Origin of the sequence: Chloroflexus sp., assembly GCF_049970315.1 — a bacterium.
Lineage (GTDB): Bacteria > Chloroflexota > Chloroflexia > Chloroflexales > Chloroflexaceae > Chloroflexus.
Genome location: NZ_JBMFNE010000001.1, coordinates 215,516 through 230,056, shown reverse-complemented (window position 1 = coordinate 230,056; position 14,541 = coordinate 215,516). Strand labels below are relative to the sequence as shown.

At 54.3% G+C, this 14,541-nt stretch carries 13 protein-coding genes; 7 read left to right on the top strand and 6 right to left on the bottom strand.

The window, feature by feature from the left end; translation table 11 throughout:
• Positions 1-3: 3 nt before the first annotated feature.
• Both ACP5OT_RS00950 and ACP5OT_RS00945 read right to left on the bottom strand, forming a co-directional pair.
• Positions 4-1,521, bottom strand: a complete 1,518-nt coding sequence (locus tag ACP5OT_RS00950; protein WP_424676024.1) for a WecB/TagA/CpsF family glycosyltransferase — start codon at positions 1,519-1,521, stop codon at positions 4-6.
• Positions 1,522-1,534: 13 nt separating this feature from the next.
• Entirely contained in the window at positions 1,535-2,278 is a 744-nt protein-coding gene (locus tag ACP5OT_RS00945) for an exopolysaccharide biosynthesis polyprenyl glycosylphosphotransferase (protein ID WP_424676023.1), read from the bottom strand.
• A gap of 352 nt (positions 2,279-2,630) precedes the next feature.
• Here ACP5OT_RS00945 and ACP5OT_RS00940 point away from each other — a divergent pair, with 352 nt between their 5' ends.
• Together ACP5OT_RS00940 and ACP5OT_RS00935 are read left to right on the top strand one after the other, a co-directional pair.
• The gene (locus tag ACP5OT_RS00940; protein WP_428112789.1) at positions 2,631-4,238 is read left to right on the top strand and encodes an alpha-L-arabinofuranosidase; all 1,608 of its coding nucleotides are present in this window, start codon (positions 2,631-2,633) and stop codon (positions 4,236-4,238) included.
• A 20-nt stretch (positions 4,239-4,258) separates the two neighbouring features.
• Positions 4,259-5,500, top strand: coding sequence for a hypothetical protein (locus tag ACP5OT_RS00935; RefSeq protein WP_424676021.1), 1,242 nt, complete (start codon positions 4,259-4,261; stop codon positions 5,498-5,500).
• A gap of 18 nt (positions 5,501-5,518) precedes the next feature.
• On the opposite strand, the gene ACP5OT_RS00930 is transcribed toward ACP5OT_RS00935, so the two are convergent.
• Positions 5,519-6,082, bottom strand: a complete 564-nt coding sequence (locus ACP5OT_RS00930) for an acyltransferase (RefSeq protein WP_424676020.1) — start codon at positions 6,080-6,082, stop codon at positions 5,519-5,521.
• A 378-nt stretch (positions 6,083-6,460) separates the two neighbouring features.
• Here ACP5OT_RS00930 and ACP5OT_RS00925 point away from each other — a divergent pair, with 378 nt between their 5' ends.
• From ACP5OT_RS00925 to ACP5OT_RS00905, 5 genes are all read left to right on the top strand, one after another.
• Positions 6,461-7,510 (top strand): lipopolysaccharide biosynthesis protein, encoded by a 1,050-nt coding sequence (locus ACP5OT_RS00925; protein WP_424676019.1) that lies wholly within the window; start codon positions 6,461-6,463, stop codon positions 7,508-7,510.
• Between the two features lie 56 nt (positions 7,511-7,566).
• On the top strand, positions 7,567-8,349 hold the full coding sequence (locus ACP5OT_RS00920) for a CpsD/CapB family tyrosine-protein kinase (RefSeq protein ID WP_424676018.1): 783 nt from the start codon (positions 7,567-7,569) through the stop codon (positions 8,347-8,349).
• A gap of 3 nt (positions 8,350-8,352) precedes the next feature.
• Positions 8,353-8,496 carry a hypothetical protein gene (locus tag ACP5OT_RS00915; protein WP_015940822.1) on the top strand — a complete coding sequence of 48 codons (144 nt, stop codon included), beginning with the start codon at positions 8,353-8,355 and terminating at the stop codon, positions 8,494-8,496.
• Between the two features lie 28 nt (positions 8,497-8,524).
• The gene (locus ACP5OT_RS00910; RefSeq protein WP_424676017.1) at positions 8,525-10,057 is read left to right on the top strand and encodes an O-antigen ligase family protein; all 1,533 of its coding nucleotides are present in this window, start codon (positions 8,525-8,527) and stop codon (positions 10,055-10,057) included.
• Positions 10,058-10,119: 62 nt separating this feature from the next.
• Entirely contained in the window at positions 10,120-10,929 is an 810-nt protein-coding gene (locus tag ACP5OT_RS00905; RefSeq protein ID WP_428131074.1) for a hypothetical protein, read from the top strand.
• A 7-nt stretch (positions 10,930-10,936) separates the two neighbouring features.
• Here the strand turns inward: ACP5OT_RS00905 and ACP5OT_RS00900 are convergent, their stop codons facing one another.
• Genes ACP5OT_RS00900 through ACP5OT_RS00890 form a run of 3 tightly spaced genes read right to left on the bottom strand, consistent with a single transcriptional unit; the run spans position 10,937 to position 14,411 of the window.
• Positions 10,937-12,142 carry a glycosyltransferase family 2 protein gene (locus tag ACP5OT_RS00900; RefSeq protein ID WP_424676015.1) on the bottom strand — a complete coding sequence of 402 codons (1,206 nt, stop codon included), beginning with the start codon at positions 12,140-12,142 and terminating at the stop codon, positions 10,937-10,939.
• The gene (locus ACP5OT_RS00895; RefSeq protein WP_424676014.1) at positions 12,139-13,251 is read right to left on the bottom strand and encodes a glycosyltransferase family 4 protein; all 1,113 of its coding nucleotides are present in this window, start codon (positions 13,249-13,251) and stop codon (positions 12,139-12,141) included. The genes ACP5OT_RS00900 and ACP5OT_RS00895 overlap by 4 nt, the downstream gene beginning before the upstream one ends.
• Entirely contained in the window at positions 13,248-14,411 is a 1,164-nt protein-coding gene (locus tag ACP5OT_RS00890; protein WP_428131072.1) for a glycosyltransferase family 4 protein, read from the bottom strand. Before ACP5OT_RS00890 ends, ACP5OT_RS00895 begins: the two co-directional genes overlap by 4 nt.
• Between the last annotated feature and the right edge of the window lie 130 nt (positions 14,412-14,541).

Sequence of the window (14,541 nt, the reverse complement as noted above, 5' to 3'; positions counted from 1 at the left end):
GCTTTAAGCTCCTTCGGCAGCTACATGCGAAGTTACTACCGGTGCAGTGGTAGCCGCGCGAACATCAGGGAAAATGGCGAGTACCAGATCGAGTTTCACCAATTGCAGCGTGCGAAGAACATCTGGAGAACAACCGGCAATCCGTAAGGCACTCCCTTGCTCACGGGCGAGACGGTCAAGCTTCACGAGCGTAGCCATACCGGCGCTGGCCATAAACGTCGTCCCGCTGCAATCGATCACTACCCGTGCAGCTTTGTTCAAAGCTGCACTGACCTGTTCAAGCACGGTCGGTGCGGTTGTGGCGTCGAACAATCGTGGCGCCGGAATGATCGTCCAACCGTGATCGGAAGCCAGTACGGTGGGTACCGGCTGTTGTTGTTGAATAATCCACGCCGCGACCGACGGTAAATCAGGAAATTGCTCGAAAAAACGGTTCAGGTGGAGTAGGTCGAGAATGCGCAAAATTGGCTCCTGCACATTGAGGAAAAACAGATCTCCACCTTGGGTGCGCGCGCGTTTGGCGAGCGCAACCAACGCACCGAGCGCCGAGCTGTCGAGAAACTGCGTGGCACTGAGATCGAGGATCAGGTATGGACTGGTCTCGAGTAACTGATATGCGGCTTGGTTAAACGGCTCAAGATTACCGGCCTCAAGCCGTACACCCACGGCCAATACCGGCCACGGTACGGTAGGTGTCGGTGGTGCGGGCGGCTGCTCTGGTGCAGATGGTAACGCCACCGGGACCATGCTCAACGCCCGTCCACGCTGCATCGCCCACCACTGACGAGCAAAAAAGTATCCGAAATAGACAAAATCATGCACGTACCGTTTCCACAGTCGGCGCGGCTCTTGGATCAGCCGGTAGACCCATTCGAGACCACTACGCTGCATCCAAAGCGGCGCCCGTTTGGTCACGCCAACGATCATGTCAAACGTCCCGCCAACCCCGATAGCAATCGGCACCCGCAGCTCGTGTGCATACATGCGGATCCATTTCTCTTGCTTGGGATTACCAAACGCGACCAACAGGATATCGGGCTGAGCCGCTTTGACTGCTTCCACCACCGAACGATCCATCTCCAATACCGAACTCGGCGGTGGTGAGAGCACACCGGCCACGCGCAAACCGGGATAACGTTCTTGTAAAATTGCCGCGGCCTTGGCTGCCACTCCCTCACGAGCACCCAGGAAGAAGATGGAATACCCACGCTGCGCCGCCCGCTCGGCCAATGCCGGTACCATATCGGCACCGGTTACCCGCCCCGGCAACGGCCCACCGAGCAACCGCGAGGCCCATACCAACGGCATCCCATCGGCTGTGGCCATATCGGCCTCTTGCAGGATGCGCCGTAATTCGGGATCGTGTAGGGCATTTACGACAAAATCGGCATTAACCGTTGCAATCTGGTGAAGACGACCGGTTGAGCGACCGACAGCGATAAATTCATCACAGCGGTCGAGCGCCTCGGCCATAGTAAGGTTATCGATTGGCACACCGAGAATGACGAGAAGTTTGCGCATGGTGTATCCCTCGTCAGTATGCACCGCGGCCCAGTAAAACCGCCGGAATGGTGCGGAGCAAGATCTCGATGTCTTTCCAGATACTTTGCTCGGCGATGTATTGCAGATCAAGTTCAACCCACCGCTTGAAGTCAAGATCACTGCGCCCCGATACCTGCTGCAAGCCGGTAATGCCGGGAATAGCGTGGAGACGGCCAATCTGCTCGTAGGTGTATTTTGCGACTTCGCTCGGCAGTGCCGGTCGCGGTCCTACGAGGCTCATTTCGCCTTTCAAGACGTTAAAGAGCTGGGGTAGCTCATCGATACTCAACTTGCGGATCACACGCCCAACCCGCGTGACCCGTGGATCGCACTTCATTTTGAACACCGGCCCATCGGCTTCGTTCTTCGCTTGCAATTCTTTCAGGCGTTGTTCGGCATCGACATACATCGAACGAAACTTATAACAATAGAAATGTTCACCGTCTTTCCCGACCCGCACCTGTTTGAAGATGACCGGACCCGGTGATTCAAGTTTGATGGCTATCGCGGTTATCACCATAATCGGCGCCGAAAGGACGAGTGCCACTATAGCGACCGAAATATCTAACACACGCTTAAGCCGAGCCAATAGCTTAGTACGAATAACCCAGAGCGATAATGTGAAACGTAAGCGCTGGTTAGCGCGTGTGCGCTGAAATCGCCGTTCGGCAAAGATGATCAGCATACGCTGACTTTTCCGATCAAGCGGTTCTTGCGAAGGTTTAATCGCGCTCATAGCTAAGTTCCCCTCATGCCTTGCTCACCTGTACTATACATCAACAAGCGAACAAAAATCTTACATTGATTGACCGAACAGTGACGAATATGTCACTGGCTACCGAATCGTTTGAGGCAGTGTGCGTTACGAACATCTCCAACAGTATCAGATGTTTACTCTAAAGTCTACCTTAAATATTAAATTATTGTTTTGTAGAAGCATTCACAAACTTACTTTCATCTACAGAGCCTTGTGATGATGTACTGAATGCAATGAATCATCTGCCCCTTACAAATCAATTTGTCAACAAACTATAGGACAATCAGCTCAGGAACATTGTCCGCAGTATCGCTACCTTCGAGGTTATTCAATGATATTCCGTCATCGCTTCCTTGTAATCTGGTTCGTCTTGTGGCTCACCGCTTGTAACGCACCGGTCACCACACCCACTGCTGCGACCATCCCCGCCGCTTCGACGCCAACATCGGTTACTGCTGAACCATCAGCGCTGTCTACCTCAACGGTACTTCCCTCCGGCCCGGTGATTGTGATCGATTCGACACAGGCCCGGCCTTTTCCACGCCAACTCCTCGGGACAAATGTTCCGGCGTGGCTTAACCCTATGCGACTCGGTGATGAAACATTTATCAGCCGCACTGCCGATCTGGGCCTGAGCCTCCTCCGCATGCCCGGTGGTAGCTGGAGCAATGCGTATGCGTGGGCCGATTGCGAAACGGGAGGCGAAGGTTGCTACTGGCCTTGGGCCGCAAAACCTTCAGATTTTCTGCGCTTCGCCCGTGCGGTGAATGCTGAGATGATCTGGACGGTCTCGATCAACGGTTCGGCCCAAGAGGCAGCAGCACTGGTCGCCTTCTTCAACGGCTCCGTCGATGATGAACGACCACTCGGAGTTGACGCACGCGGGCGCGATTGGCTGACGGTTGGTCATTGGGCGCGTCTGCGGGCCGAAACCGGCAATCCCACACCTTTCCCGGTACGTTACTGGGAAATCGGCAACGAGGTGTACGGTGCGAAACGAGATGTGGGGTCTAATTGTGCAGAATGGGGCTGGGAAGATGTTTGGACATGCGATCCGGATGAGTACCTCCACGGGGCAACTGTCAATGGAATTACCTACGATGGCTATTTGGCTTTCTACGATGCGATGAAAGCCGTTGATCCTTCGATCCAGATCGGGGCCGTGGGGGTAGAAAAACCCGATGAATGGAGGAATTGGGGGAACCGGGTAATTGCCGGTGCCGGCGAGAAAATCGATTTTTATGTTGTTCACTATTACCCCTACTTCCAACCCCCAGAAAACCCAGCCGGCGCATTGCAGCAACCTCAGCGCAGTTGGTCAACGACCATGGCCGACCTCCAGGCCGCGTTTAACCGCTACAGCGGGCGGCAAATACCGGTGGCCGTCACCGAATATAACCTTGTGGCCTTTCAAGATGCCGACAACGGCCAATTGATGCGTCGGGCGGTAAACATGCTCTTCATCGCCGATACCATTGGCCAGATGGCAACCAACGGTGTTACCATCGCTAATCAGTGGGATCTGGCGAATGGCCGAGCGTATAACGGTACCGATTATGGGTTGCTCGATGCCGATACGTTTGAACCAAACCCGGCTTACTACGCTCTCCAACTCTGGAGTCGGTTTGGAGATGAATTGCTGACGACCCAAACACCGTTCGATCCGGCGCAGACCCTGAGTGTCTATGCGGGTCGCCGTACCGATGGCACACTGACGCTGCTGGCAATTAACAAAACTGCCCAACCGCAGACGGCAATTGTCGTCATACCGGCAGGTCAATGGCGCGTTACCACCACAGTCGTACAAGCCTCTGATCTACTGGCCGAATCTGTCACCCTCGATGTCCGTGATAACGGTATGACAATCGAGGAAAGTGCCAACTATGAATACACCTTTGCACCATATACGCTCACTCTCTTAACATTCACAAAACCATAGCCTCAACCAGGAGGTGTCCGATGCGATGGGAAATCGTTATCCTAATTATCGTTGGTCTGCTCAATAGTGTAGCCATCACACAACCTGTACAAGCAGCAATTACCAATATCGGGGCCGGTGGCTGCCCGGTGAATACTATCGTGGGCGGCGATAATGTGGTCCAGAACGGCGATTTTGCCCAGGGTGCGGTCGGCTTCACCTCACAACTGATCAATCGCGGTAACGGTGTCTATCCTGATGACAACAACGGTGGCGGTTTTTCGATTCAGAGTGGCACGATAGTGTACCCGCCATTTGAAACCAACCCCTATATCTACGGACGGTCATTTCCCGGTGATCCACAACGTGATGTACCGCCTACCGACACCTATTTTTATTCAAACCCAAGTGCAGCCAATTATCAGGCAGGTAATGGTCGGGTCAATCTGTGGACGCAAACGGTAGCAGTTGCCCCCAACACGACGTACAACTTCTTTGCCTATTTCGACAATCTCCTCGACCCGGTGAAGAGTGCGAACGGTGCTGCCGATCCGATCATCGAATTGCGGGTCAACAATACCTCAGTTGGCACGACCGTGATCCCCAAAACGCCAGATCGTTGGGTACCGGTGCAGTACGCTTTTACGACCGGCGATAATGTTACGGGTATCACTTTGACAATCGATAGCCTCACCAATAACACATTTGGTGACGATTTTGCAATGACACAGATCAACCTCAAACAATGCGTCAGTGGGGTGGGCGTCGCCAAATTTGCCTTCCCGCCCGAAGCTGCTACCCACAATAGTGTAGAAGGGTTTCGGCTTGAGTATTGGATCACCATCCGGAACTTAGGTGCTGATCCGGTGACCAATCTGGTCGCTATCGATGATCTGGCTACCGTTTTTGCGGCTGCTGACGATTGGGATGTACTTGAACTCAGTGCCATGAATGAGAGTGCGTTTACCGTGTTGACGGTGAATCCCGCGTTCGATGGGAGTAGTGATCGCAATCTTCTCGCTGCCAATCAGAGTCTTGGTCCTGGTCAAAGCGCACGTATACGGTTGGTTGTTTGGGTCAACCCCCCGGAAGGCCCAACCGTATTTACCAACAGCGTCCAACTATCGGCGCTGTCAGGGAACGTAGTAGTCACTGATCTATCAATGCCCGGTCTCAATCCCGATCCCAACGGTAATGGTAACCCCAAAGAAGACGGCGAGATCGGAGCTACCATCTCAATCTTCTCACCGTACCAAACGTGGGTACCGATAGTGACCCGCTAGATGATAGGCGGTGTGGCTTTATCCGGCCAAAGAACGGATCGATTTCGCCGGCACACCGCCGACTAGTGTATTGGTCGGTACCGATCGCGTCACTACGCTACCGGCAGCAACAATGCTGCCGGTACCAACCACAATCCCGGGCAGGAGCAAAGCCCGTGCCCCAATCCACGCCCCTTCCTCGATCCGCACCGGCGCCGTGGTCAAGGGTCCGGCCCGGTGCTCAGCCCCACTAATCTGATGCGAGGTCGTGAGGATCATGACTTCATGACCAAGACTAACGTGATCGGCAATAGTGATATGATCGTTCAAATCAAAGAAACAATCGGTGTTTATGACACAATTTGCCCCAATCTGTAACCGATGTTGCACCTTGCCGTAGCCATGCAGGCGCATCGGCCCCATTATCACCGTGCCATGTCCGATCTGACAACCGGCTAAACGCAACAAACGCGGGCGCAACCGAGAAGCGGTGTAACGGGGTAACAGCCGTAACAATCCGCCAATGAACAAGAGTCGCGGTTGCAACGCACCCAGCTCTTCGGTGATAATGCGGTGGATTTTCGATGAAGTAGTGTTTTGCATGGTACTTCCTGTTGACTATTCTGAGCACGCTAGCCTCTGCACGTTCGCAGCGAGCGCGACCGGCATCGTTAGCCCTATCTTTTGCCCCTGATAGCTCTATTGTGCCAGATCGGTTCGCCTAATGCGATTAGGATGGGAATAGTCTGACGAAACTGTCAAGCACTGTCGCACACGAGAGGGAAGCAATGAATAGCCCCCGCTACAATACCAAGCCATTCCAATGCGCCGTTTTTCAACTCATCACCGAACAGTTAGAGACGACATAAATGACGAATTAACAAACTACCATTCACCCAAAATCATCGCTAAAACTGGTATGATGCTATTGGTGCCATCGAGCAATGTTGTGCTATCCATGAGCATAGAGAGGTTTGCAGTATGGTGCGCTTGATCATTCTGCGCTTACTAGAAAGCTTCTTTCGCCGGCCTTTGCTGAGTGTTGCACCTTTTGTGATCGGGGTGCTCTTAGGCGCCGGCTACATCTTACTCTCCCCACCAGAATTTTTGTCGAGCGGCAAGATTTATATTGAAAAAGATAGTCTCCTTGCTTCGCTCACCTCATCCAAAAGCGACGCTTCATGGTGGGTGACACCGGCCCAAGCAACGACGAACGAACTGTATGAGTTACTCGCTACCAACGCTTTTGTACGGGCAGCGATTCAGCAAACCAAACTCGAACCGTACATGTCCGGTGGACCAGATGTCGTCTGGGAAACGTTTACCTTCTTCCGTGACACAATTAGCATTAACCCGTTAGGCGATAAACTGGTTGAAATTCGTGCCACGACCGACGATCCTGAACTATCATATCAGATGGTCGTAGCGACGATGGATACCTACTTGAAATGGAAGTTGAACACCGATTTTCAAGAGAGTGTCGCAGCCCAAAAGTTTTTTGAAGATCTGATCGCTCCGTATCAAGCCGAAGTTGATCAGGCTCGTCAGGCATTAATCGACTTTCTCAGTGCTAATCCCGAACCGGTACGCGGCGATCGCCCGCCCGGTGAGCAGTTTCAACTCGACCAATTACGGGCAGCACTGGCCCGCGCCGAAGAACGTCTGAGCACGGCCCAAGAGAACGAAGAGAGCGCACGCTTGGCGTTGGTCAAGAACGAGAGCTTGATCCGGCAGACATACCAGATCGTTGACCAGCCCGAAATCCCGCTCAGAGCCGAATTCTCGATCACGACGTTCGTCAAGAATATGATCATTTTTGTCGTGATTGGTCTATTCCTTTCAGTGAGTTTGATCGGTGGCGGTGCTCTCATCGATCGCAGTCTGCGTTTTCCGATTGACGTGCGTAATAGTCTGAATCTGCCGCTACTCGCAGTGGTACCGCTGAGCCAGGAACCGATTACACCGACACCGATTGCAACGACCGCAGAGACTGACCAATCGATGCTTCAAGCCCAAGTACAGGTGAAATGACGTAAGGGTCAGAGTGCTACCACGACGTTGTTCCTTCGTCTGCATAGAGGAATGCTATGTTTAAGCAACAGAAAAAAGCGACGGCCACTATGCCGATCGACCTCCCACTCACCATCGAGACTGCCAACGGCGCGCTGCGTCGCTCGTTTAGTGGCGAACAGATCGGTCAACTTCGTCGCATGATAACCGATTTGCTGGTCGATCAACGCTTACCAACGCGGATCGGCTTTACGGCAGCACTGCGCGGTGAGGGGGTCAGTTTTATTACGTTAGCAAGTGCAGTGACGCTGGCCCACGACACCGGTAAGCACATTTGCGCCGTTGAGTTGAACTGGTTAGCACCGGGCATGCTACATAACCTCAATCCACCACCACCGGTTAGTGGCAAAAGGCGTCGCCGCGAACCGGCCCCACCACCACCACCGGTACCCGACCTACCCGGCATTGCCGAGATCCTGCGCGGTCAGGCAACCATTGACGAGGCACTCCTGGCGACGAACCATACCGGTCTATGGCTCTTACCCGCCGGTGTCGTTACCCTCGAACAGCGACCATTGCTGGCCCGTAGTTCTGAACTGCGTACTCTCCTCGATCGGCTCGGTGAACGGTTTGACCATATTTTGCTCGATCTGCCGGCGATTCTCCAGACGAGTGATACACTGGCGTTGGCGGCACTCGCCGATGCGTATGCACTGGTAGTTCGCCATGGGGTTACCCCGATCACCGAAATCCGACAAGCGTTGAGCGACATCGAGCACGTACCGGTGCTTGGCGTGATCCTCAATCAGGCGCGAATTGCCACTCCTCGCTGGATTCACCGCCTGATTCCGCAGGAGTAGACTATGAAGTTCTTCGTCGGCTTTCTCGTGCTATGCCTGCTTATCGGCGCGCTTACACCGCACTGGCGGCTGCGCGATCTGGTGGTCATTATGATCGGGCTGAGTGCGCTCGTTGTGGCAGCCTATTACTTCTTGAACGTCATCTGACCGGCACTAATGGTCGGTGAATAACCCTATGCTTGATCTCCTGGTTCCGCGTTATCCTGATGTGATGACGGTCGCCCGGCGCAACGAACGGCGCTGGTGGCTCCTCTTTCTTGCGGTGTGCCTGCTCGTCGGCGTGGTGATATTCTTGCTGCGCCGACGGATGAGTCCCGAGTCGGTGTTGTCGTTTTTGATCTTTGGTGGTGTCCTGTTCGCTACTGCCGTTCAACCACGGTTTGGCGTGTACGCTATTCTCGGTCTTACCCTTTTTGGCGACCGTTCATTGCATCCGTGGTACCCGTTTACCAAAAACTTATCGAGCCGCGAATCGATCATGTTTGTGTCCGACTCGTTTTCGCTCAGCCCGCAAGAGATCACGATTGTTTGGACGTTAGTGGTCTGGCTGGTACGGTCGGCGACCGAGCGGCGCTTACGGATTCATTTTGGTCCACTGTTCTGGCCGGCGGCGATCTTTCTGGTCTTCAACGCGATTGGGCTTGTGTATGGGCTGGCTAACGGCGGCAATCGGGTTATTGCCCTTTGGGAAGTGCGCTCCATCTTCTATCTCCCGTTAATGTTGTTGTTAGCCGGCAACTTGATCGAGAACCGCGCCCAACTAAATACCCTGTTCTGGATTGCTACGATTGCCCTGTTTGCCAAAGGTGTAGCCGGGGTTTGGTACGTTCACGATGTGCTGAAGTGGGATTTGGAAGGTGTTGAACGGATCGCAGAGCACGCAATGTCGATCCATTTCAACTTCTTCTTCGTCTTGCTGATCGCTGCTTGGCTCTATCGCGATAGTGCGGCACGTCGTTTCTCGATGATGCTGATGGCGCCGTTCGTCCTCTTCAGCCTGGTCGCCAACTTTCGTCGGGCCGGTTTTCTCACCCTCGGCATCGCGGTTGGCTTGATCGTTCTCTTGCTCTATATCGAACATCGTCGCCTCTTCTATATTATTGCCCCGACCAGTACCATCGCAATGGCTGCTTATCTCGTGGTCTTCTGGAATAATCAGGGACCGCTTGGCATTTTAGCCCGCGCTGTCCGGTCGGTGATCGGCCAGCCGAGTGCCCGTGATGCCGCGTCCAACATCTATCGCGATTTGGAGAATATCAATATTATGTTCACCATCCGCCAAGCCCCTCTCACCGGTATCGGGTTTGGTAACAAATTTTATATCGTGGTACCAATGCCTGATATTAGTGTGTTTGAATGGTGGGAGTACATTACACACAACTCGATCATGTGGGTGTGGATGAAGATCGGCATGATCGGATTTTACGCGCTGATCCTGTTACTCGCGATCACGATGCTCTACGGCGCACGGATGGTACGACTGATGCCGCACGGTCAGATGCGGGCATTTGCCCTTACTGCCACGCTGTACATCTTTACCCACTTCGTCTACGCCTATGTGGATATGTCGTGGGAAAACGGTAGTATGGTGTTTGTCGGTACGATGATGGGTGTGATTAATGCCTTACCACAAATTGCCGCCGGCAAACCGGTCCCGATCTGGCCATGGCGAGTGTTTAGCTCGCTACCCAACAAACCACGCACGTAGCATGGTTGCGGTATACTGCCTGTGAGCTTCTAGACAGCACCGAGGTACCATGTGGTGAGAGTATGCTACGACGTTTAGCGTTGTGTTTCCTCTGTGTTGTGATTAACCTCACCGGCTGTAGTCGCCGCTCAAGCGCCGATCTACCGCCGATCGTAACTGCAACCCCAACGGTTGCGCCGGTGTTTCAGGAACGACCGACGGCAAGCCCGTTTGTACCACCACCTACCCGCACTCTATTGCCAACGCGCCCACCGGTCACAGCAACGACCGTCGGCGATGACGACCGTAGTCAGTTGCAGGTTGATCCGGTCTATCGTGATGCACTGAGCACTGGCTGGAGCATCGCCAATAGTGCGTTACTGACCAGCGTGACCCTTACCGAGACGCAGGTCGTCGCATTGGGCCGCTATGCCATCGCCGTCACACCAAGCGAAAGCACCGGTATCTTGTTCTTCACCATTACCCCTGAGAGTGGGATTGAACTCCGCCGTGATCGCGTGGCCGCGTTGCGACTCCGGTTAAGTGGCGGTAATCTACCAATCGCCAACGATGCGATGACGATTGCAGTGGTGGGAAGTAATCGTTTCTCATACTGGACGCCAAATGACGATTCGGTCACGCTGAGCGGTCGTGTTACTAACAGCACCGAACCCCTCTTCCCAGAAACCCGTCTCTATTTTCTAGGGCTTAATCGTGCCATTGCACCGGGAGAATGGGCCGAGATTTACGTCTGGCTTGACGATTTGATCTATGAACCAGAGTATACCTACGTTACCGGTTTTTATCTTAAGACGAGTAACGATTTGGTACCGCAGTATTACGTTGATCAGATAGAATGGTTGGTGCGTGCAGAGCCATCCTCGAACCCATAGAGCATCACTACGGACGTTGCGCCCGATTACGAGCCGTTCGAATCCAATCGCGCGGCTTCACGCCGAGTAACAAGCGAATGTAGAGCCAGAGCTTCCACCCTAAAAAGAAGGGGGTAAACAACAACGACCGGTAGATCGACCACGGCGCGCGTACTAGCAGCAATCCACTGAGGACATATACCACTTGCCCACCAATGATAAAACCGGTCAGTGCCAGCGCTGCCGGTTCGCGCAGTACGATTGCGATCAACGCCACCAGGACACTCATACCGGTGACCACCGAAAACGGTGGGATCAGTTGCTCAATCGCCGCATCGATCAGCAAAAAGCTGTGTCGGCGCAACCCCTCGCGCAGCAATTGCGGTACATACCGACGCACCATTTCCAGCCGGCCCCTTTCCCATCGCTCATTTTGGCTCTGGGCCGCCCGGAGACTATCGGGCATCTCGGCCCATACCACTGCATCAGGCGCAAACATTGCACGCTCACCGGCAAGAATCAGGGTCATGTGATATTCAATATCCTCGGTGAGCGATGCCGTCCAGCGGTAGCGCCGCAAAATATCGGCGGCAAAGACCATGCCATTGCCCTTCAAACCGGTCGAACCTCCCAAAACCATGCGCCCGAGCGGACGCAGGTAGTGAAGGACGATCAATGCCACCGCCCGTATCCCCGCACTCCACGCCCCTTCTGGCTGCCGTACCGCGTAATAGGCCTGTATCACCCGCTCACCCCGCGCAAGGCGAGCATCCATCACGCGCAGAAAGTTCGGTGAGACAACCGAGTCGGCGTCAAGAATAACAACGGCGTCGTGCGGTTCGTTGCGTGCCCAAATCTGATGTAATAGCCATTCGAGTGCATACCCCTTCCCGCGCAGCACCTGATCAAATCGCTCATAGGCAATCGCACCGTGGGCCGTCGCCACAGCAGCCGTGCGATCGGTGCAGTTGTCGGCAACAACGTGAATGCTGTACAGATCACGTGGATAATTGAGTTGGTTGAGATTGGTCAGCAGATCGGGCAACAGGCGCTCTTCATTATGCGCCGGAATCATGATCACGAAGCGCGTAGTCGGTTGCGCGCGCAGCGGTGTTGTGCGGCGGGCAAACAACGCAGCTCCCGTCAGTAACAGCAGATAGCCCACGATTAACGCCAGCACCACGCCGGCAACCCAGTACACGACTGTCAGCACCAACCAGACGAGCGCCATCATAATCGCTCCTTCGGCTGCAACGGTGGCAGATCAACCCCGGTCTCACTTATCGTCTCGTAGAGGATGTTGGTCAACCTCACAGCGTAATGATCAAGATTCATTGTGGTCTCTATCAGACGTCTCCCAGCTCGGCCCATCCGCGCTGCTGTGTCTGGATTGGCCAAGAGTCGTTCGATGGCAGCTCGCAATGCCTCTGGATCGCGTGGTGGTACGTACAACCCGGTTTCACCCTCAACCACCACATCGGTTTGGCCGGGCGTGCGTGTACAGATGACCGCCCGCTCCATTGCCATTGCCTCAAGAATAGCCGTGACGCCGGCTTGGAACTCAACCGGTTCGAGCGGCATGACCAAAAACCGGCTATCACTGTAGAGTTGACGTAGATCGTACTGGCTAAACTTCTGCACCTGCACGTTGGGCGGGATCGGTTGGCCTTGCGTACTATCACGTTGCTTCGACCACGGGCTGGCGGCGGCCACCACCACATCGGCGGTGAGACCGGTCACGGCGCGCAACAGGGTCGGGTAGTCGCGCCGTTCGAGACCAACAGCACAAATCTGTGGACGGTTGGTGGGACGGGGCGGCGCATAACGCGGATGAAAAAATTGATCATCAACCATGAACGGAGTGAACGGCACCCGCTGCTGCGGCACCTGCCAGCGCTCGGTGATAAAACGCTGCTGCCACGTCGAATAGACGATGAAGCGGTCGATATGACTATGTACGCCAAATCGATCAAGAAAGACCATTTTCTTGGGAACCGACAGAATATGCACGATCATCAAGTGACGGGGACGGCGATTGGGGCTGAAAAACTTGAGCAATGCCGCGAGCGGCAACCCCACCTGCTCACCGTCGGTGAAAATCGCTTGATAGCGATGGCGACGGGTAAAACACGCCCACGCCAACAGCAGATTTGGCCCACCTAACCGCTCGAACAGCCGACCGACGACACCACTCGTTGCCCGTGCCGTTCGGTAATCGAGGAGATCGGCGCCGAAATGATGGGCTAGTTCAAGATAATCGGCGCGTGGGCGACGACCGGCAGCAATCTGTTGTTCAATATTGTCTGGGATAACTCCTGAAACGGTGAGCAATACTTGATTCACGCCGGAATCCTCTCTTTGCTACGAGACAGCTCAATTTCGCCTTTGATCACATCTAATAACCGACCGGCATTATGACGCGCATCGTACATCCGTGCTACATGGGAGCGCGCTTGTTCGCCGAACCGTAACCGCTCATCGGGCCGCAACACTAATCGGCGTAACGCCTCGGTGAGTGCAGACACATCACCGGGTGGGACAAGCAGGCCGGTCTCATTATCACGCACGATCTCCGGGATGGCAGCAACGCGCGTGCTGATCGCCGGTAAGCCGGCTGCCGCCGCTTCTGACAGCACCATTGGTAAACAATCACCGAAAGTTGGGAGAACAAAGATATCAGCTTGATGGTAGAGTGCTTTAAGTGGCGCACTGTTGGGTTGCATACCATGGTACACAAAGACCCCCGGCTCGTCCGGCGCCTGATCTTTCGTCACAAGATGAAGCTCGACCCCTAACGGACGCAGCCTGCGAAACGCGTCCAACAGCAACAAACCACCCTTGCGTTCGAGATTGGCACCGACAAAGAGAAGCTTCACCGGCCCCTCATGCGGAGTACGCGGTGTGGGCCGTTGCCACTCATGCACATTCACACCGGGGGGAATGACGGTTATCTTATCTGCCGGCACCCCATACCCCTCGATCAAGCCCTCTTTCGCCCACTGACTCCACGTAACCAGATGACGAGCCAAGCAAAAACAGCGCCGGTTAAGCTGCCACTTGATCCGTTCCAGCCACGGCGGGCCGGGGTCGTGTTGGTAGAAGGAGCCGAGTTGATCGTACTGCAACGGCGTGGCGTCGAGCGAAACAACACTTGGGTAGCGGCGCATCCAATCGGCAGCCAAGACGGCAGGGACCTGGGTGTGAAAGAAAAGGGCATCAATCGTCGCATGCTTGGTCAGTCGGCTCAGTGATCGCCGTGCGCGCAATCCAGCCCGTACCGTCCAATTACTCTTGTAGAGCGGGATACGTGCAGCAAGCCCATGCGTCTCGAACGGAATAAGCGCCCAATAGGCACGCACATCAGGATCACGAATGACGTTTGTCTGTAAGTTTTTGGCGTGCGTCACATGACCGAGCGCTTGTTCAAGCACAAAACCGATGTTGTACAATGCTGTCCCATTCATAGCGATTGCCTCAGCTACGCGATCCTCACCGCTCCCCAAACTTGTCGGTTCGTTACGTTGAGTATAACAAAACGGTATAACCTTTCTGTTAACGCAAAAATAGCTTGGCTTGCAATGTTGTTATGTACCAATTCACAGCACAGTGGGTAAGAAATAGAGTATGATGATA

What these genes read in the sequence shown, in the direction of transcription:
- ACP5OT_RS00930 (WP_424676020.1), bottom strand. Translation starts at nt 6,082, where the DNA reads ATGCAAAACACTACTTCATCGAAAATCCACCGCATTATCACCGAAGAG.
- ACP5OT_RS00940 (WP_428112789.1), top strand. Translation starts at nt 2,631, where the DNA reads ATGATATTCCGTCATCGCTTCCTTGTAATCTGGTTCGTCTTGTGGCTC.
- ACP5OT_RS00925 (WP_424676019.1), top strand. Translation starts at nt 6,461, where the DNA reads ATGGTGCGCTTGATCATTCTGCGCTTACTAGAAAGCTTCTTTCGCCGG.
- ACP5OT_RS00935 (WP_424676021.1), top strand. Translation starts at nt 4,259, where the DNA reads ATGCGATGGGAAATCGTTATCCTAATTATCGTTGGTCTGCTCAATAGT.
- ACP5OT_RS00900 (WP_424676015.1), bottom strand. Translation starts at nt 12,142, where the DNA reads ATGATGGCGCTCGTCTGGTTGGTGCTGACAGTCGTGTACTGGGTTGCC.
- ACP5OT_RS00915 (WP_015940822.1), top strand. Translation starts at nt 8,353, where the DNA reads ATGAAGTTCTTCGTCGGCTTTCTCGTGCTATGCCTGCTTATCGGCGCG.
- ACP5OT_RS00920 (WP_424676018.1), top strand. Translation starts at nt 7,567, where the DNA reads ATGTTTAAGCAACAGAAAAAAGCGACGGCCACTATGCCGATCGACCTC.
- ACP5OT_RS00945 (WP_424676023.1), bottom strand. Translation starts at nt 2,278, where the DNA reads ATGAGCGCGATTAAACCTTCGCAAGAACCGCTTGATCGGAAAAGTCAG.
- ACP5OT_RS00950 (WP_424676024.1), bottom strand. Translation starts at nt 1,521, where the DNA reads ATGCGCAAACTTCTCGTCATTCTCGGTGTGCCAATCGATAACCTTACT.
- ACP5OT_RS00910 (WP_424676017.1), top strand. Translation starts at nt 8,525, where the DNA reads ATGCTTGATCTCCTGGTTCCGCGTTATCCTGATGTGATGACGGTCGCC.
- ACP5OT_RS00905 (WP_428131074.1), top strand. Translation starts at nt 10,120, where the DNA reads ATGCTACGACGTTTAGCGTTGTGTTTCCTCTGTGTTGTGATTAACCTC.